This is a genomic window from Aeromonas sp. QDB68, from assembly GCF_027707405.1.
Classification (GTDB): Bacteria; Pseudomonadota; Gammaproteobacteria; order Enterobacterales; family Aeromonadaceae; genus Aeromonas; species Aeromonas caviae.
Genome location: NZ_JAPCIQ010000010.1, coordinates 66,305 through 82,890 on the forward strand (window position 1 = coordinate 66,305; position 16,586 = coordinate 82,890).

At 62.8% G+C, this 16,586-nt stretch carries 15 protein-coding genes; 8 read left to right on the forward strand and 7 right to left on the reverse strand.

Annotated elements, in window-relative coordinates; translation table 11 throughout:
- The first annotated feature begins 45 nt into the window (after positions 1–45).
- Positions 46–1,098: an HlyD family secretion protein gene (locus tag PG892_RS05600; protein ID WP_039040403.1), complete on the forward strand. Its 1,053-nt coding sequence runs from the start codon at positions 46–48 to the stop codon at positions 1,096–1,098.
- The gene (locus PG892_RS05605) at positions 1,098–2,651 is read left to right on the forward strand and encodes a DHA2 family efflux MFS transporter permease subunit (RefSeq protein ID WP_041212190.1); all 1,554 of its coding nucleotides are present in this window, start codon (positions 1,098–1,100) and stop codon (positions 2,649–2,651) included. Before PG892_RS05600 ends, PG892_RS05605 begins: the two co-directional genes overlap by 1 nt.
- A 60-nt stretch (positions 2,652–2,711) precedes the next feature.
- Here PG892_RS05605 and PG892_RS05610 read toward each other — a convergent pair whose 3' ends face one another.
- A complete protein-coding gene (locus PG892_RS05610; protein ID WP_039040401.1) occupies positions 2,712–3,338 on the reverse strand; it encodes a lysoplasmalogenase in 627 nt (208 codons plus the stop codon).
- Between the two features lie 172 nt (positions 3,339–3,510).
- On the opposite strand from PG892_RS05610, the gene PG892_RS05615 reads away from it, so the two are divergent.
- A complete protein-coding gene (locus tag PG892_RS05615) occupies positions 3,511–3,669 on the forward strand; it encodes a hypothetical protein (RefSeq protein WP_005332188.1) in 159 nt (52 codons plus the stop codon).
- 88 nt (positions 3,670–3,757) lie between these two features.
- Here the strand turns inward: PG892_RS05615 and PG892_RS05620 are convergent, their stop codons facing one another.
- From PG892_RS05620 to PG892_RS05645, 6 genes are all read right to left on the reverse strand, one after another.
- Positions 3,758–6,322: a TRAP transporter permease gene (locus tag PG892_RS05620; RefSeq protein ID WP_270825213.1), complete on the reverse strand. Its 2,565-nt coding sequence runs from the start codon at positions 6,320–6,322 to the stop codon at positions 3,758–3,760.
- 87 nt (positions 6,323–6,409) lie between these two features.
- Entirely contained in the window at positions 6,410–7,381 is a 972-nt protein-coding gene (locus PG892_RS05625; protein ID WP_041212355.1) for a TAXI family TRAP transporter solute-binding subunit, read from the reverse strand.
- Between the two features lie 547 nt (positions 7,382–7,928).
- The gene (locus tag PG892_RS05630) at positions 7,929–10,094 is read right to left on the reverse strand and encodes a S9 family peptidase (RefSeq protein ID WP_270825214.1); all 2,166 of its coding nucleotides are present in this window, start codon (positions 10,092–10,094) and stop codon (positions 7,929–7,931) included.
- A 288-nt stretch (positions 10,095–10,382) separates the two neighbouring features.
- Positions 10,383–10,814 carry a DUF411 domain-containing protein gene (locus tag PG892_RS05635; protein WP_043154436.1) on the reverse strand — a complete coding sequence of 144 codons (432 nt, stop codon included), beginning with the start codon at positions 10,812–10,814 and terminating at the stop codon, positions 10,383–10,385.
- A gap of 45 nt (positions 10,815–10,859) precedes the next feature.
- Positions 10,860–11,183 carry a hypothetical protein gene (locus tag PG892_RS05640; RefSeq protein WP_041214286.1) on the reverse strand — a complete coding sequence of 108 codons (324 nt, stop codon included), beginning with the start codon at positions 11,181–11,183 and terminating at the stop codon, positions 10,860–10,862.
- A 76-nt stretch (positions 11,184–11,259) separates the two neighbouring features.
- A complete protein-coding gene (locus PG892_RS05645; protein WP_041214285.1) occupies positions 11,260–11,982 on the reverse strand; it encodes an SDR family oxidoreductase in 723 nt (240 codons plus the stop codon).
- A 140-nt stretch (positions 11,983–12,122) separates the two neighbouring features.
- Here PG892_RS05645 and PG892_RS05650 point away from each other — a divergent pair, with 140 nt between their 5' ends.
- The 5 genes from PG892_RS05650 to PG892_RS05670 form a co-directional block, all read left to right on the forward strand.
- Positions 12,123–12,965 carry a LysR family transcriptional regulator gene (locus PG892_RS05650; protein ID WP_200163583.1) on the forward strand — a complete coding sequence of 281 codons (843 nt, stop codon included), beginning with the start codon at positions 12,123–12,125 and terminating at the stop codon, positions 12,963–12,965.
- A gap of 59 nt (positions 12,966–13,024) precedes the next feature.
- Positions 13,025–13,624 carry an NAD(P)H-dependent oxidoreductase gene (locus PG892_RS05655; RefSeq protein ID WP_042015286.1) on the forward strand — a complete coding sequence of 200 codons (600 nt, stop codon included), beginning with the start codon at positions 13,025–13,027 and terminating at the stop codon, positions 13,622–13,624.
- A gap of 70 nt (positions 13,625–13,694) precedes the next feature.
- Positions 13,695–15,551 (forward strand): monovalent cation:proton antiporter-2 (CPA2) family protein, encoded by a 1,857-nt coding sequence (locus PG892_RS05660; RefSeq protein WP_270825215.1) that lies wholly within the window; start codon positions 13,695–13,697, stop codon positions 15,549–15,551.
- Positions 15,548–15,934, forward strand: coding sequence for a SirB2 family protein (locus PG892_RS05665; RefSeq protein WP_039040394.1), 387 nt, complete (start codon positions 15,548–15,550; stop codon positions 15,932–15,934). The genes PG892_RS05660 and PG892_RS05665 overlap by 4 nt, the downstream gene beginning before the upstream one ends.
- Before the next feature lie 187 nt (positions 15,935–16,121).
- Positions 16,122–16,586, forward strand: a 465-nt coding sequence (locus tag PG892_RS05670) for an IS630 family transposase (RefSeq protein WP_270825216.1), incomplete at its 3' end; no start/stop codon positions are given.

The following is a 16,586-nucleotide window of genomic DNA, read 5'->3' on the forward strand; positions in this document are numbered from 1 at the left end:
TGCACGATGTTAGCCTGCCCGCCACAGTTCAGGAAAACCAATATCATGAGTCAACACAAGAAGATCCCCCTGCTGGCCGCCCTGGTGCTGGCCCTGCTCGGCCTGCTGTTTGCCGGTTACTGGTATCTGCATGGCCGCTACTTCGAGAGCACCGACAACGCCTACCTGCAAAGCGAGGTGACCGGCATCGGTTCCAAGCTCTCCGGCTACATCAGCGAAGTGCTGGTGACCGACAACCAGGCGGTGAAGGCCGGCCAGCTCATCGCCCGGCTCGACGACCGCGAATACAGGACCAAGGTGGCGGAGGCCGAGGCCGATCTGCACCTCAACCAGGCGACGGCGGATAACCTCGCCGCCACCCGTATCCAGCAGTTGAGCCTCATCCGCCAGGCCGAGGCAAAAGTCAGCTCGGCCAATGCCGAGCAGGTCCGGGCCCAGCAGCAGGTGCGCCGGGTCAGCCAGCTCAATGAGCGTCACTACAGCTCCCAGGACAGCCTGGACGAGGTGCGTGCCGGCTTGCAGGTCAACCAGGCCCAGGCACTGGAGGCCAAGGCAGCCTTGCAGGCCGCCCGCGAGCGGCTGCTGGTGCTGGATGCCGAAGCCAAGCAGAACCAGGCCAGGCTGGCTTTGAGCGAGGCCCAGCTTGAACAAGCCAGGCTGGAACTCGGCTACACCGAGCTGCGAGCCCCGGCTGACGGCATCATCGGCAAGCGCAGCCTGCGGGAAGGGCTCTACGTCCAGTCCGGTATGCAGGTGGCCAGCCTGGTGCCCCTGAGCCAGGTGTGGGTCGAGGCCAACTTCAAGGAGACCCAGTTGCAGCACATGCAGCCGGGCCAGAAGGTGGAGGTGATCCTGGATGCCTATCCGGATCAACCGGTCGAGGGGATCATCGACAGCCTCTCTCCGGCCACCGGCGCCAAGTTCGCCCTGCTGCCGCCGGAGAACGCCACCGGCAACTTCACCAAAATCGTGCAGCGGGTACCGGTCAAGATCCGCATCCCGGATCCGGGCGCCCTGGCGGGCAAGCTGCTGCCCGGCCTCTCCACCGAGGTGATCGTCGACACCCGCACCCCTGATCCCGTGGTGGCCGCCCACTGATGGACGCCATACCACGCCGCAACTGGATCGCGGTCATGGGGGGCCTCATCGGCGCCTTCATGGCCATCCTCGACATCCAGATCACCAACGCCTCCCTGAAAGACATTCAGGGGGCACTCTCGGCCACCCTGAGCGAGAGCTCCTGGATCTCCACCTCCTATCTGGTGGCGGAGATGATCGCCATTCCGCTGAGCGGCTGGCTGAGCCGGGGACTGAGCGTGCGGCGCTACCTGCTGTGGACCACGGGCGCCTTCATCGTCGCCTCCGTGCTCTGCTCGTTCAGCTGGAACCTCACCAGCATGATCGTCTTTCGGGCGCTGCAGGGCTTCACCGGCGGGGCCCTGATCCCCATGGCCTTCTCCCTCATCGTCAGCCTGCTGCCGCTGCACAAGCGGGCCACCGGCATGGCGCTGTTCGGCCTGTGCGCCACCTTCGCCCCCGCCATCGGCCCGACCCTGGGGGGCTGGCTGACGGAGCAGATGTCCTGGCACTACATCTTCTATCTGAACGTGCCGCCCGGCCTGCTGGTGATGGCCATGCTGGCCCACGGACTGGACAGGAAGCCGGTGGACTGGGAGGTGATCAAGCGGGTGGATCTCATCGGTATCCTCACCATGGCTGTGGGTCTCGGCCTCCTGGAGGTGGTGCTGGAGGAGGGCAACCGGGAGGACTGGTTCGGCTCGAGCTTCATCGTGCGGCTCACCGTCATCTCGGTGGTGGCCCTGGTGTTCTTCGTCATCAGCCAGTTGCTGCGCCGCCACCCCCTGGTCAACCTGCGGCTGCTGCACAACCCGCGCTTCGCCCTGGCCTGCTTCGCCTACCTGGTGCTCGGCATGGGGTTGATGGGCTCCATCTATGTGCTGCCCCTCTACATGACCCAGATCCACAATTACAACGCCCTGGAAATCGGTGAAGTGCTGATGTGGATGGGGTTGCCCCAGTTGCTGGTGCTCCCCCTGGTCCCCAAGCTGACCCACAAGATAGATCCGCGCTATCTGGTGAGCTTCGGCTTTCTGGTCTTCGCCATCAGCTGCTTCATGAACGTGAACATGAATGCCGACTACGCCGGGCCCCAGCTGATCCAGTCCCTCATCGTGCGGGCCCTGGGGCAGCCCTTCATAATGGTGCCCCTCTCCCTGGTGGCGACCGCCAGCCTGACGCCGGACGAGATCCCTTCTTCCTCAACCCTGCTCAACGTGCTGCGCAACCTGGGGGGCGCCTTCGGCATCGCCATCATCGCCACCCTGATCGACAACGACACCCGGACTCATGTCAGCCAGATCGGCAGCACCCTTGCCGCCACCAGCATTGAGGGGCAGGCCTATCTGATGCAGCTGGCCCAGAACATGATGGCCCAGGGAGCCGGGCCGGAGCAGGCCCAGTTGCAGGCCCGGGCCATGCTGTCGAACACCATCAGCCGCGAGGCGGCCATCATGGCCTACAACCAGGTGTTCTACGTGATGGGTATCTTCCTGCTCGTCGCCAGCGCCCTGATGCTGCTGCTCAAGCAGCCGGCCCCGAGGGACCCTGACGCAGAACCGGTCGAGGCGTGAAAGGTGGGGATCACATAGCAAAACGGGCCAGAAGGCCCGTTTTTCATGGCTGCCCGCCAGTCAGCCCGCCAGGGAGGCGGCGATCAGGAACTGGGCCGCGAAGTAGCTGCTCATGATCCAGGCCGTGGCATGGGGGAAGGGGCGGCGGAAGCGGTCCAGTGCCAGCATGCTGTCGGAGAAGAGGAACATCAGCGCCCCCACCAGGGCGGCGGCGCTGCCGGCAGTGAGAGAGGCATGCCAGGCACCGGCAGCCACCCAGGCCATGGCGATGATCACCAGCATGTAGCAGAAGACGGGGATCCTCATCTCGCCGAGCTGGCCCCACAGGAGCCCGAACACCATGCCAGCCACCAGCAACAGCAGCAGGCCGTCCACCAGCTTGAGCACCAGGGGTCCCTGGGCGAAACCGACGATGTAGCAGAGGTGAGCGACAAAAAATGCCGCCAGCCCCTGGATGAAGCGATCCCGTGGCAGCATCAGCAGCACGTCCCCCGCCAGCGACAGGCAGAGACCGAGCAGGATCCAGGCATGGGAGCCGTTGTGATCGTCGCCCTGGTAGCCAAACGCCAGGGCGATGATGAACAGCATGGTCAGGGGTTTGCTGATGTAGAACTGACGGGAGTCTGAGCCGTAAGCCGCGCGGATGTGCCACCAGCCCGATGCGATGATCAAGAAACTCAATAACATGCCCTGCTCCTCACCGGCTGCTCACCCTGGGGCGGCAACCTCTTTAGTGCCCGCAAGAGTAGCAAATTCCCCCGGCCAGTGGCAGAGGCTGAAGCAGATGGCACCCTACACCTAAAGTCTAATTGCCCCCATCCCCGCCCTCGGGCATAAGAGACAGCTCTGGAGGATCACCATGGAAGACGCTATGACCAACTACCTGCCCGCTATCGACATCATGATGTGCCATCTTGGCATCAGCTTTGAACAGGCCTGCGAGCAGCTTGGCCTCAGCCCGCAGGAGCAGCAGACCCTCGACCAACTGCAAAAACAGAAGCAGACCCAGTCCAACTGATGCCCTGGACTGATGGTCCGAAGCGGCCAGCATCACAGCCCAGCATAAAAAACGGCGCCCGAAGGCGCCGTTTTTTATTGGGTGATGATCAGGGTCGAGCGACCCGGCGGCGTTGCAGCCAAACCACGGCCCCGAACAGCAGGAAGCCCGGCAGCCACATCAGCTCCTTGGGCCAGCGCTCGGTGGGCGCCTTGACGCTCAGGATCTGCTGATCCATCTCCAGCCCCAGATCGGCCGCCTGGCTACCGAAGGTGACGGTGTCGATCAGGATCTTGCCGTCCTGCTCATAGGTCTGGATCCCCAGCTTGGTCAGACGATCCTCACCGCTCGCACCATCCGGCACCGGCAGCAACACAGTGAAGCGGCGCAACTTGCCCACCGCATCTTCCCCTTCCATCCGCAGGCGCAGGGTGCTCTCGGCCTCCACCTGACCCATGGTCTGGGCCAGCTCGGCCGGCGCGGTGTCGCGATACGGGTCGTGCAGCAGATCCATCCAGAAGCCAGGACGGAACAGGGTGAAGGCCACCAGCAGCAGCAGCACGCTCTCGTACCAGCGGCTCTTCACCAGGAAGAAGCCCTGGGTGGCGGCAGCGAAGATCAGCATGGCGATGGTGGCCACGAAGAAGATCAGTACGCCGTGGGCGAAGTCCACGTTGATGAGCAGCAGATCGGTGTTGAAGATGAACAGGAACGGCAGCGCCGCGGTACGCAGGCTGTAGTAGAACGCCGTGATCCCTGTCTTGATGGGGTCGCCCTTGGAGACGGCGGCCGCGGCGAACGAGGCCAGCCCCACCGGCGGGGTCACGTCCGCCATGATGCCGAAGTAGAAGACGAACAGGTGAACCGCGATGAGCGGCACGATGAGGCCGTTCTGCTGACCCAGGGTGACGATCACCGGCGCCAGCAGGCTCGATACCACGATGTAGTTGGCAGTGGTCGGCAGCCCCATGCCGAGGATGAGGCTCAGCAGCGCGGTGAGGATCAGCATGAGCAGCAGGTTGCCCATGGAGAGGAACTCCACCAGATCCGCCAGCACCAGGCCGACCCCGGTCTGGGAGACGGCCCCGACGATGATGCCGGCAGTGGCGGTGGCAATGCCGATGCCGATCATGTTGCGGGCACCGGCAATCAGCCCCTCGCGCAGGTCCACCACGCCATCGGTGAAGGAGCCGTAGTCATGCTTGCCGTCGGTGCGCAGCCAGTTCAGCAGCGGTCGCTGGGTCAGCAGGATGATGATGAGCATCACCGAACCCCAGAAGGCCGACAGGCCGGGGGAGAGGCGCTCCACCATCAGACACCACACCAGCACCACCACGGGCAGCAGGAAGTGCAGGCCGGAGAGCAGCACGGCGCGGGTCTCGGGCAGCTCGTCCAGCGGCTTGTCCGGATCTTCCGCCGGCAGCGGCGCGTTGCTGGCGGCGATCTTCAGCAGTCCCAGGTAGGCGACGGCCAGCAGCACGCTGATCCCCGGCAGGGCATAGTCACCCAGTACCGGCTTGAGCCAGCCCAGACCGTAGTAGACCGCCATGGAGAGGCCGCTAATGAGGGCGGCACCGAAGGCGAAGCCGGTCAGGCGGCGCAGCCAGGGGCGCGGCTGACGGTTGCCGATGGGCTGCATCCCGAGCTTGAGCGCCTCGAGGTGCACGATGTAGAGCAGGGCGATGTAGGAGATGGCCGCCGGCAGGAAGGCGTGCTTGATAATGTCGACGTAGGGAATGCCGACGTACTCCACCATCAGGAAGGCCGCAGCCCCCATGACCGGCGGCATGATCTGGCCGTTGACCGAAGAGGCCACTTCCACCGCGCCGGCCTTCTCCTTGGAGAAACCGACCCGTTTCATCATGGGGATGGTGAAGGTGCCCGTGGTCACCACGTTGGCGATGGAGGAGCCGGAGATGACGCCGGTCAGGGCCGAGGCGACCACGGCCGCCTTGGCCGGGCCGCCGCGCAGGTGACCCAGCAGGCTGAAGGCGAGCTGGATGAAGTAGTGGCCCGCACCGGCGCGCTCGAGCAGGGCGCCAAACAGCACGAACAGGAAGACGAAGCTGGTGGAGACCCCAAGGGCGATGCCGAACACCCCTTCGGTGGTGATCCACTGGTGGTTGGCCAGCGCATGCAGGCTCACCCCGCGGTGGGCCAGCAGGGAAGGCATCCAGGGACCGGCCAGGCTGTAGGCCAGGAAGACGATGGCGATGACCGCCAGGGCCGGGCCCAGGGCGCGGCGGGCCGCTTCCAGCAGGAGCGGAATGCCGACGCAGGCCACCGCGAAGTCCATGGTGGTCAGGTTGCCGGGACGCTGGGCAAGCTCCTGGTACATCACGAACAGATAGCTGGCGACGGCGGCACCGACGAGGCCGAGGGCGATGTCGGCAAGGGGAACCCTGTCTCGCGGTGAGCTGCGCATGGCGGGGAACACCAGGTAGGCGAGCAGGATGGCGAAGGCCAGGTGAATCGAGCGTGTTTCAGTGTCGTTGAGGACGCCGATGCCGAGGGAGAAGGGCAGCGGCGAGGCTATCCAGAGCTGGAACAGGGACCAGATCAGCGCAAGACCTGCGATGATCCAGCTCATGGGGCCGACGGGCAGCCTGGCACCGACGTCCTGGGCGATCAGCTCCTCGGCCGAGAGCGCCTCTTGTTGTTGTGTTTGCTGCATAGTGTGACTCTGTAGGTACTGCAATAAATGAGACTCGCTCCCCCGAAGGAGGAGCGAGTCCGGGGCACATCCGAAGACGCAGCCGGATTACATCCAGCCACGTTCCTTGTAGTAACGCACAGCGCCTTCATGCAGCGGAGCGGAGAGACCCACCTTGATCATGTCGGCTTCCTTCAGATCCGCGAAGGCCGGGTGCAGGCGCTTGAAACGGTCCAGGTTGTCGAACACGGACTTGACCAGCTGGTAGACCACTTCCGGATCGGCCTTGGCGCTGGTGGAGAGCACCGCCTTGCCACCGATGGACGGGGTCGGGTTCGGGCTGCCCTTGTAGAGACCACCCGGGATCTCGGCCTTGCTGTAGTAGCTCTTCTCGGCCAGCAGCTTGTCGATCTCGGGGCCGGTTACCGGTACCAGCACGGTGTCCGTGGTGGTGGAGGCTTCCTGGATGGCGCCGTTCGGGTGGCCGACGAAGTAGCTCATGGCGTCGATGTTGTTGTCACCCAGGGCAGAGGCCTGCTCGGCGGGTTTCAGTTCGGAGACCAGGCTGAAGGCGGATTTGTCCCAGCCCTTCACGGCCATGATCTCTTCAAAGGTGTCACGCTGACCGGAACCCGGGTTGCCGATGTTGACGCGCTTGCCCTTCAGGTCGTCGAAGCTGGCAATCTTGGCGTCCTTGCGGGCCAGGATGGTGAACACTTCGCTCTGCAGGGAGAAGACGGCGCGGATGTCATCCATCGGACCTTCGGCCTTGAACGGCTCGACGCCCTTCATCGCCTTGTACTGGTGGTCGGACTGCATGATGCCGAAGTTGAATTCGCCGGAGCGGATGCCGTTGACGTTGGCAACACCACCGCCACTGGCCGGGGCGTTGCACTTGATCTGGTGATCGGCTGCGCCGCGGTTGAGGAAGCGGCAGATGGACTGGCCCGCCACGTAGTAGACGCCGGTCTGACCGCCGGTGCCTATGGTCACGAAGCGCTCCTGCGCTTGCACCGGACCACCAAACGACACACCGACCAGAGCCGCCGACAAGGCGCACGCCAAGGATAATCCTTTCATGTTCTTCATCCTTTTCATTGATTTATTTCACCCGTTTCCCGGGAGAATATGAGACAGACCCGCACCAAGACTGGGTTCGCCTATACGACCTCGTATGAGGAAATGGTCGAGCGGCACGCGCCCTTCCAAAAGCCACCATCATCCTGCGGTGAGATAATCAGCGTCATGCCGATCGGAGGTGATCTGACCAGAAACGGGTCAGTTCAAAAGCATTAACGCCCCGATTAAGCACATAACACCAACATAAATCAAACAAAACAGCAAAATGGCGGATTTAAATAGCGAGAAGTTTGAAGCGGATCATTCATTTCTCAAGGGCAGATTAATTACATGAACTATCAAAGGGAAGCAATAAAAAGCACGCCCAGATTCTTTCGCAACCCTTGACTGGCAAGGATTAGAAACCTGGTCCGTTATATTGCGAAGTGCTTACTGAACAGCATAAACACGACGTTAATGACGCTTTTGTCGCCAAGATGCAAAAACCCCGATCCGGGGCTGCCGGAACGGGGTTTGGTAACAAGCTGATTTCATTTGGGCCCGGCCATCACGCCTTGCTGCCAGCCAGCTCCAGAATGAAGGCGAACTCCAGGGCGATGTCCTCATAGGCCTTGAAACGGCCCGACTTGCCGCCATGACCGGCCTCCATGTCGGTGCTGAGCAGCAACTGGTTGTCGTCCGTCTTCAGCTCACGCAGCTTGGCCACCCACTTGGCCGGCTCCCAGTATTGCACCTGGGAGTCGTGCAGCCCCGTGGTCACCAGCAGATTCGGGTAAGCCTGGGCCTTGACCTGATCGTAGGGGCTGTAGGCCTTCATGTAGTCGTAGTAGCGCTTCTTGTTCGGGTTGCCCCACTCGTCATACTCCCCTGTGGTGAGGGGAATGGACTCGTCCAGCATGGTGGTGACCACGTCGACGAAGGGCACCTGGGCCACCACGCCGCGATAGAGCTGGGGCGCCTGGTTGATGACGGCCCCCATCAGCAGGCCGCCGGCGCTGCCTCCCATGGCATAGACCTGATCCCTGGCGCCGTAGCCTTGCGCCACCAACGCCTCGGTCACGTCGATGAAGTCGTTGAAGGTGTTCTGCTTCTTGAGCAGCTTGCCCTCTTCATACCAGGTGCGGCCCAGCTCCTCGCCACCCCGGATATGGGCGATGGCGTAGACGAAACCCCGGTCCAGCAGGCTCAGGCGTGAGCTGCTGAAGTCCGGGTCCATGCTGGCGCCGTAGGAGCCATAGCCGTAGACCAGCAGGGGATTGGTGCCTGCACCACCCCCTGCCTTCTTGAACTTGTCCTTGCGATAGACCAGCGACACCGGCACAGCCACGCCGTCACGGGCGGTGATCCAGAGCCGCTCGCTGGCATATTGCGCAGGCACGAAGCCCGCCACCGGCTGCTGCTTGAGCAGAGTCCGCTTGCCGCTGTCCATGTCCAGCTCGTAGGTGGAGGACGGCGTGGTCATGGAGGAGTAGCCATAGCGCAGGGCGCTGGTGTCCGGCTCCGGGTTGTAGGCAAGCCAGGTGACATAGGCGGGATCGTCGAAGGCGATCTCCTTCTGTTCGCCGCTCTGCCAGTTGACCTGACGCAACCGGGTCAACCCCTGGCTGCGCTCCTCCAGCACCAGCCAGTCCCTGAACAGGGCATAGCTCTCCAGCAGCACGTCCGGATTGGGGGCGATCACCGCCTTCCAGCGATCCACCGGGCTCTCCTTGGTCTCATAGAGGCCGAAGTTCTTGCCGTCCTTGTTGGAGCGCACATAGAAGCGACCGCGGTAGTGATCCAGGCTGTATTCGTGATCCACCTGGCGGGGCAGGAACAGGCGTGGCGTCTGGCCCGGCACATTGGCATCAATGAGGCGCGCCTCGCTGGTGGTGGTGCTGGAGAGGGAGATGACGATGAAATCTTCCGAGGTGGTGGCGTAGAGGCTCACATAGAAGGAGTCGTCCTTCTCCTCGTAGACCAGGATATCCTTCGCGGGGTCCGTGCCCAGCTCGTGGCGATAGACCTGGTAGGGCAGCAGGGTCTTGGGGTGCTTGCGCACGTAGAAGACCGTCTTGCTGTCGTTGGCCCACACCAGGTTCCCGGAGGTGTTCTCGAGGGTGTCGGCGGCCCAGGCGCCGCTCTCCAGATCGAGGAACTGGATCCTGTATTGACGGCGGGAGAGATAATCTTCCGCCACCGCCAACCAACGGTTGTTGCGGCTCACCTCGAGCGCCCCCAGGGCATAGAACTCGTGGCCTTCGGCGCGCTGGTTGCCATCCAGCAGCAGGGTGGGCGCCCCGTCCCCTTCCACCTTGCTGCGGGAGTAGATGGCGTACTCCTTGCCCGGCTCGTAACGGGTCTGATAGCGGTAGCCGTTCTTCACATAGGGGACAGACTCGTCCTGCTGGGGAATACGGGCCACCATCTCCTTGTAGAGCTGCTCGCGCAGCGGCTTGATCGGTGCGAGCATGGCCTCGGTGTAGGCATTCTCGGCCTTGAGATAGTCCAGCACCTCGGGCTTCTGCCGCTCGTCGTCACGCAGCCAGTAGTAGTTGTCGGCGCGCGTGTCCCCGTGTTTTTTCAGGGTATGGGGGTGCTTGGCAGCCACCGGGGGGACAATGACAGGCTGGGTGGAAGTATCGCTTGTAGGCATGGCGGACTCTTCGTTGGCATGGGAACAGGGCGCAGCAAGCAGGCAAGCCAGCAGCAACCCCCGGGAAAAGGTGAACATGTCGCATCCTTTGCGCTGTCACAGGGCCGCCCCTCCCGCTGGTGCTGCACGCATCCAGACGGCACACCGGCAGGCAGTGGGAAAAGCGTCCCTGAGAAAATAAAAATTGGCGATCAATCTGCCCCTTGTCGCCCGGGGTTGCAAGGGCTCCCCGGACATTCCCCCCCAAATCGACGAAAAAGGGCCGCCATCTCGCGATGGCGGCCCTCCTCCCTGACCGTGGGCGACACGGGTTCGCTCAGGTGTGCCTCACATGATGGAAGTGTGTCTGCTCACGGTCAGCATCCATCAGCCGGGGTAGCTCGACCAGACTTTGGTCGCGCCCTCGTCACTGATGCTCAGCACCTGATAGGGCTGACCCGGAATATCCATGCCCGGCGCACTCTGGGGCATCCCCGGAATGGTCAGACCGCGGATCGCCGGTTTTTCCTTTAGCAGCTTCTGCACGTCGGCAGCGGGCACATGCCCCTCCACCACATAGCCATTCACCACCCCGGTGTGGCAGGAGGCCAGCTGCGGGGTGATGCCATGCTGCTGCTTGATCGGGTCAAGCTGCTCGGTTTCCACGACCTTGACCTCAAAGCCGTTCTCTTCCATGTGCTTGATCCAGGTCTTGCAGCAACCGCAATACTGGGACTTGTAGACGGTCATCTGCCCGGTTGCCAGAGCAGAAAAACTGATGGTACCGGCCAGCACGGCCAGTAACAGGGACTTGTACATATCTCACCTCGGTTAAGAAGAAATGCCCGGAAAGGGAAACTCGACTCAGCCGTGGTGACGGGGCGGACGCTCGAGACGCTCCAGGGGCGCCTCCGGCATGAACAGAGAGGGTGAGAGGTATGTCGGCCTGTCGGGCTCAAGCCGGGCAACCGTCAGGCTGTCGCTGGTGAGCACCGTCATGGCGAGCGCCGAGGTGAAGCTGCCGCAGGGCATGGCTTTTTCCAGGGTACGCTCGCTCTGGCTGCAATGGGGCGTCAGGGTACAGAGATCGGTGGCCGCACGGCTGCCAAACGACATCAGCACCAGCACCAGACTCCACAGGGGGAGCCAGCGGCGGGCGCGAGCGAGTTGGCGACGGGTCAGGACCATGAGACGACTCATTGACGAAAGAGGGCCTATGGTAACCCTTGGCCCAGGGGGAGGGTCAACCCCTCCCCCGTCTGCATCAGGGTTGCTGACGGGTGGCCGCCAGCACGATCTCCCGCACGCAGACGTTGGCCGGCTGGTGCCAGGCGTAGAGCACGGCGTCGGCGATCACCTCGGGGGCAATGACGCCTCCCATCTGATCCTTCCAGTCGTGGTAGCCCGCCTTGATGCTCTCGTCCGTGGTGTGGCTGAGCAGATCGGTCTCCACCGCGCCCGGAGCGATGGTCACCATCCGCACGCCCACATCGGCCACCTCTTCCCGGATATTTTCGGTCAGGGCGTGAACGGCGAACTTGGTGGCGCAGTAAGCGGCATGGTTCGGGAAGGTCTTGCGACCGGCGATGGAGCTGATGTTGATGATGGTGCCGCTGCGGCGGGCCTTCATGCCGGCCAGTACCGCATGCACGCCATTCAGAACCCCCATCACGTTGATGTTGAGCATCTGCTGCCACTCGGCGGGATCCTGCACGTCGGCCTGTCCCAGCAGCATGACGCCGGCATTGTTGACCAGACATCCCACCGGGCCGAATTGCGCCTCCGCCTGCGCCACGGCGGCCTTCATGGCGGCGGTGTCGGTGACATCGACCCCGATGCAGAGGGTATCGGGCAGGTTCAGCGCCTGCATGGGCTCGACCCGGCGGGCCAGCAACAGCAGCGGATGGCCGGCGGCGGAGAAGGCGCGGGCAATGGCGGCACCGATCCCGGCGGACGCGCCGGTGATCACCACGAGGGACTTGGACATGGAGTTTTCCTTCTGATGCGTTGAAATGGGCGTCAAACAAGGGCTGGCCAGCACGGGACCCAGTCACTATAGTCGCTACATCCATCGGCGATAAATATAGTTTTCCGCTGGTTATCATCTGAATTAACTATGGTATCCCCATGCTGGACCTGAGATTGCTGCGCTTCTTCATCGCCATCTATGAAGAGAAGAACATCACGGCGGCGGCAGCCCGCTGCCACGTGAGCCAACCCTCCCTCTCCGCCGGCCTTCGCCAGCTTGAAGAGAGCCTGGGGGACAGCCTCTTCATCCGGGGCAAGAAGGGGGTGGAAGCGAAGGATCCGGCCCACTATCTCTATCCCCACGCCGTCAAGCTGGTGGAAGAGGCGCGTCGCCTGCCGACTCTGTTTCGCCAGAAGGCGACGCGTGCGAGACTCAACATGGCCATCATGCCCGACCTCAGCCGCCGTCGGCTGGCGGGATTGCTTCGGCGGGTGCAGGGGGTACTGCCCGAGCTGGATCTCACCCTCTCCGATTACGGCACCCCGGCCGACTGCCGGCTGACCCTGGATGCCCTGCGCCGGGAGGACGAGATCTTCCTGCCGCTCTGGGAAGAGGAGTACGTGCTGTGCGTTCCCAGGGGACACCCTCTTGCGGACAGGGCGCGTATCGAGCTGGCTGAGTTGCAACACCATGATTTCATTGAGTGCCCACCCTGCGAAGCCCATCAGCAAACCATAGGCCTGCTGGCCTGTGACCGGCTCACCCTCAATCTGGTGGCCAAGGCCGAGAGCAAGGGGCTGGTGATGGCGCTGGTGCTGGCCGGGGTGGGCATCAGCTTCCTGCCCGACGGGCTGGTGGAGGACGAAGCGGGCTTGTGCACCCTGCCCGTGAGCGGCCCCCGGATGTTCCGCCGCATCGGCCTCTGCTACCCCGCCCACCAGACCCTGAATCCGGCGCTGCGCGCACTGATCCCGGAACTGGCGGGCCAGGGAGCTTCTTGATAACGTTTCAGCTCACAATCTGTCGCATGTGCCGGCAGCAGACCCTCTTCAGGAATCCCATGAAACGTATTCTGGTCATCTTTTCACACCCGGCGCTGCAGAGTTCCCGGGCCAACAAGCAGCTGCTGCATGCCATCGAGGGGCTGGAGGGGATCACCCTGCACGATCTCTGCCAGCGCTATCCGGACATGTTCATCAACGTGAAACGGGAACAGGCCCTGCTGGCGGAGCACGACATCATCGTCTTCCAGCACCCCTTCTACTGGTACTCCTGCCCGGCCATCATGAAAGAGTGGATGGACCTGGTGCTGGAGTACGGCTATGCCTACGGCCCCGAGGCCCACGCCCTCAACGGCAAGCAGTGGCTCAGCGCCATCACCACGGGGGGTGGCCCCGAATCCTACTGCCGCGCCGGCTACAACCAGCGCCCGCTGCTCGACTTCCTGCTCCCCTTCCAGCAGACCGCACAGCTGTGCGGCATGCGCTGGCTGCCCCCTTTCGTGCTGCACTCTTTCCACAAGATCGAGGATCCCGAGGCGCTGCGCCGCTGCGGCCAGGACTATCGCCAACTGCTGTGCGCCCTGCGTGACGAGCAGCTGACCCCGGCCCAGCTGGCCGAGAGCCCCTATCTGCGCGATCTGCTGGGGGTACTCCCATGACACACACTCGATCCGGGCGCAGGCCCGGCCAGCCCTCACCGGCATTCATCATGTTAAGGAGGAGCCGCTGATGGGACATGGATTGCTGTTTGACGCCCTGATCTACCTCTCGGCGGCGGTGATCGCCGTCCCGCTGGCCAAGCGGTGGGGGCTGGGCTCCGTCCTTGGCTACCTGCTGGCGGGGATCATCATAGGTCCCTTCCTGCTTGGTCTGGTGGGCGAGCAGAAAGACGTGATGCACTTCGCCGAGTTCGGGGTGGTGCTGATGCTGTTTCTGGTCGGTCTGGAGCTGCGCCCGGCCCTGTTGTGGCAACTGAAAGGGCCCATCCTCGGCACCGGTGGTCTGCAGGTGCTGCTCACCAGTGTCGCCCTGACCGGGGTGGGTTATCTTTTGGGTCTGCCCTGGCAGCAGGGACTCGCCATCGGTCTCATTCTTGCGCTCTCCTCCACCGCCATCGTGCTGCAGAGCCTGCAGGAGCGCAAACTGATGCAGAGCGAGAGCGGCCGCTCCGCGTTTGCGGTGTTGCTGTTCCAGGACATCGCCGTCATCCCCATCCTGGCGATCCTGCCGCTGCTGGCCATCGCGCCGGTCGCCAGCAGCGGCAGCTCGGAGCTGGCAGGCTGGCAGCACGGCCTGCTGGTGGTGGCCGCCATCGCCGGCATCGTGCTGGGTGGCCATTACCTGATGCGGCCGGTGTTTCGCGCCATCGCCCAGTCCCACATGCGGGAGATCTTCGTCGCTGCCGCCCTGCTGCTGGTGATCGCCATTGCCGTGCTCATGGAATCCGTCGGCCTCTCCCCCGCCCTCGGCTCCTTCCTCGCCGGCGTGGTACTGGCGGACAGCGAATACCGCCACGAGCTGGAAGCAGACATAGAGCCGTTCAAGGGACTGCTGCTCGGCCTCTTCTTCATGTCGGTGGGTGCCGGCATCGACTACAGCCTCTTTGCCGCCCATCCCCTGTTGATCCCGTCACTGGTGATCGGTCTGATGGTGCTCAAGTGGCTGGTGCTGATGGGGCTCGGCTTTGTCATTCGCCTCTCCCCGAACCAGCGCTGGACCTTCGCCCTGGCCCTGGCCCAGGGCGGGGAGTTCGCCTTCGTGCTATTCTCGTTCGCCGCCCAGAACAAGGTACTGCCGGGCAGCACCATCTCACTGCTGACTCTGGTCGTCGCCCTCTCCATGGCGCTGACACCGCTGCTGCTTATCCTCAACGATCGGGTGATCCAGCCCTGGTTCGACTACCGCAACCAGAGCGACACCCCCGAACACGAACAGCCCGAGCTGGTGGAACACCCGGTCATCATCGCCGGCTTCGGTCGCTTCGGTCAGATCGTGGGGCGTCTGCTCCACGGCCATGGTATTGGCACCACCATCCTGGAGCAGGATGCCAGCCAGATAGAGATGCTGAGAAAGTACGGCTACCAGGTGTTTTATGGGGATGCCAGCCGACTCGACCTGCTGCACGCGGCCGGCGCCCACAAGGCCAAACTGCTGGTGCTCTCCCTCAATGACCCGGCCACCTCCCTCGAAGTGATCGAGATGGTGAAAAAGCACTTCCCGCACCTCAGAATACTGGCCCGTGCCCAGGACAGACCCCATGCCCACGAGATCCTGCGCCACGGGATAGACAGCGTGCACCGCGAAACCCTGGGATCGGCCGTGGATCTTGGAGTAGAAGCACTCACCCTCTTGGGGTTCAGGGCCAATCAGGCCTGGCGTGCGGGACAGATGTTCAAGCAGTATGACAACCGACTGCTGCGGGAACAGGTCAACTACCTGGACGACGAGCACACCTATATCAACAAGAGCCTGCAATACCGCGACATCCTCTCCGACCTGCTGCAAGACGATCAGGAAGGACAGGAGCGTACCCACGCCCATCAATGGAACAGCGGTCTGCCCGACAACGACAAGGACGCAACATGATTGCCTATTACCCCATGCTCAAACACCTTCACATGACCCTGGCCCTGGTCAGCCTGCTGCTCTTCCTCTACCGCTGGAGCCTGGCGCTGGCGGGCAGCGGGCGGCTGCAACAGAAATGGTTGAAGGTGCTGCCCCACATCAACGACACCTTCCTGCTGCTGTTTGGCGTGCTGCTGGCGGTGACCCTGCAGATGAGCCCTGGCCAGCAGCCCTGGTTGATGGCCAAGCTGATTGCCCTGGTGATCTACATCGGCCTGGGCGTCATGGCGCTCAAGCGCCCTGCCCGCGGTCAGAAGCTGGTGGCCGGGGTGGCCGCTCTCGCAGTATTCGGCTACATGGTGGGCGCAGCCATCACCAAATCAGCCTGGTCCTGGCTGGCATAACGACGTGTCGAGGTGGGGGTCCGTCCCTCACCTCCTCCCCACCTCCCCCTCCTTCCTGCTTCCATTTCCTTCCAGTCACCCTGGTCGCGAGCATCCTCGCAAGGCTTGTTTGCAATAAAAAAGGGCTCATACCAATCAGATTAAAGATGTGATCTAATTGCTCTATTCTGGTTTCACTGTACTCAGTATGTCCGATCCAATCGATTTCTTGGCCCTCGCCAAGGCAGAAACCAACGCCAGGAAACGCATGCGATTCCTGGCGTTAGCACACTTTCAAGAAGGTCATTCCAGAACTGACATTGCCCGCTTTCTCAAAGTCAGCCGCACAAGTGTCAACAAATGGGTGAGCAACTTCTTGCTACACGGCGTGGCGGGGCTGGATAGTGTCCGTCCACCAGGCCGACCCGCCAAGCTCGGCGCCGAACAGCTATCCCAGCTTAGCGAATATATCGACCAACAAAGCCGGCTGGCCATCGGGGGACGACTGCAAGGTACTGATATTCAAACGTATATCGAACGAGAGTTTGGTGTGGCCTATGAACTCTCCAATGTCTACCGCCTCCTCAGAGAGCTGGGGTTTTCCTGGATAACCAGTCGCTCACGACATCCGAAGCAGGATGGGCAGGTGCAGGAAGCTTTTAAAAAACTTCCA

Excerpts from the sequence above, each read along its gene's own strand:
- PG892_RS05600 (WP_039040403.1), top strand. The coding sequence starts at position 46 with ATGAGTCAACACAAGAAGATCCCCCTGCTGGCCGCCCTGGTGCTGGCC.
- PG892_RS05605 (WP_041212190.1), top strand. The coding sequence starts at position 1,098 with ATGGACGCCATACCACGCCGCAACTGGATCGCGGTCATGGGGGGCCTC.
- PG892_RS05610 (WP_039040401.1), bottom strand. The coding sequence starts at position 3,338 with ATGTTATTGAGTTTCTTGATCATCGCATCGGGCTGGTGGCACATCCGC.
- PG892_RS05615 (WP_005332188.1), top strand. The coding sequence starts at position 3,511 with ATGGAAGACGCTATGACCAACTACCTGCCCGCTATCGACATCATGATG.
- PG892_RS05620 (WP_270825213.1), bottom strand. The coding sequence starts at position 6,322 with ATGCAGCAAACACAACAACAAGAGGCGCTCTCGGCCGAGGAGCTGATC.
- PG892_RS05625 (WP_041212355.1), bottom strand. The coding sequence starts at position 7,381 with ATGAAAGGATTATCCTTGGCGTGCGCCTTGTCGGCGGCTCTGGTCGGT.
- PG892_RS05630 (WP_270825214.1), bottom strand. The coding sequence starts at position 10,094 with ATGTTCACCTTTTCCCGGGGGTTGCTGCTGGCTTGCCTGCTTGCTGCG.
- PG892_RS05635 (WP_043154436.1), bottom strand. The coding sequence starts at position 10,814 with ATGTACAAGTCCCTGTTACTGGCCGTGCTGGCCGGTACCATCAGTTTT.
- PG892_RS05640 (WP_041214286.1), bottom strand. The coding sequence starts at position 11,183 with ATGGTCCTGACCCGTCGCCAACTCGCTCGCGCCCGCCGCTGGCTCCCC.
- PG892_RS05645 (WP_041214285.1), bottom strand. The coding sequence starts at position 11,982 with ATGTCCAAGTCCCTCGTGGTGATCACCGGCGCGTCCGCCGGGATCGGT.
- PG892_RS05650 (WP_200163583.1), top strand. The coding sequence starts at position 12,123 with ATGCTGGACCTGAGATTGCTGCGCTTCTTCATCGCCATCTATGAAGAG.
- PG892_RS05655 (WP_042015286.1), top strand. The coding sequence starts at position 13,025 with ATGAAACGTATTCTGGTCATCTTTTCACACCCGGCGCTGCAGAGTTCC.
- PG892_RS05660 (WP_270825215.1), top strand. The coding sequence starts at position 13,695 with ATGGGACATGGATTGCTGTTTGACGCCCTGATCTACCTCTCGGCGGCG.
- PG892_RS05665 (WP_039040394.1), top strand. The coding sequence starts at position 15,548 with ATGATTGCCTATTACCCCATGCTCAAACACCTTCACATGACCCTGGCC.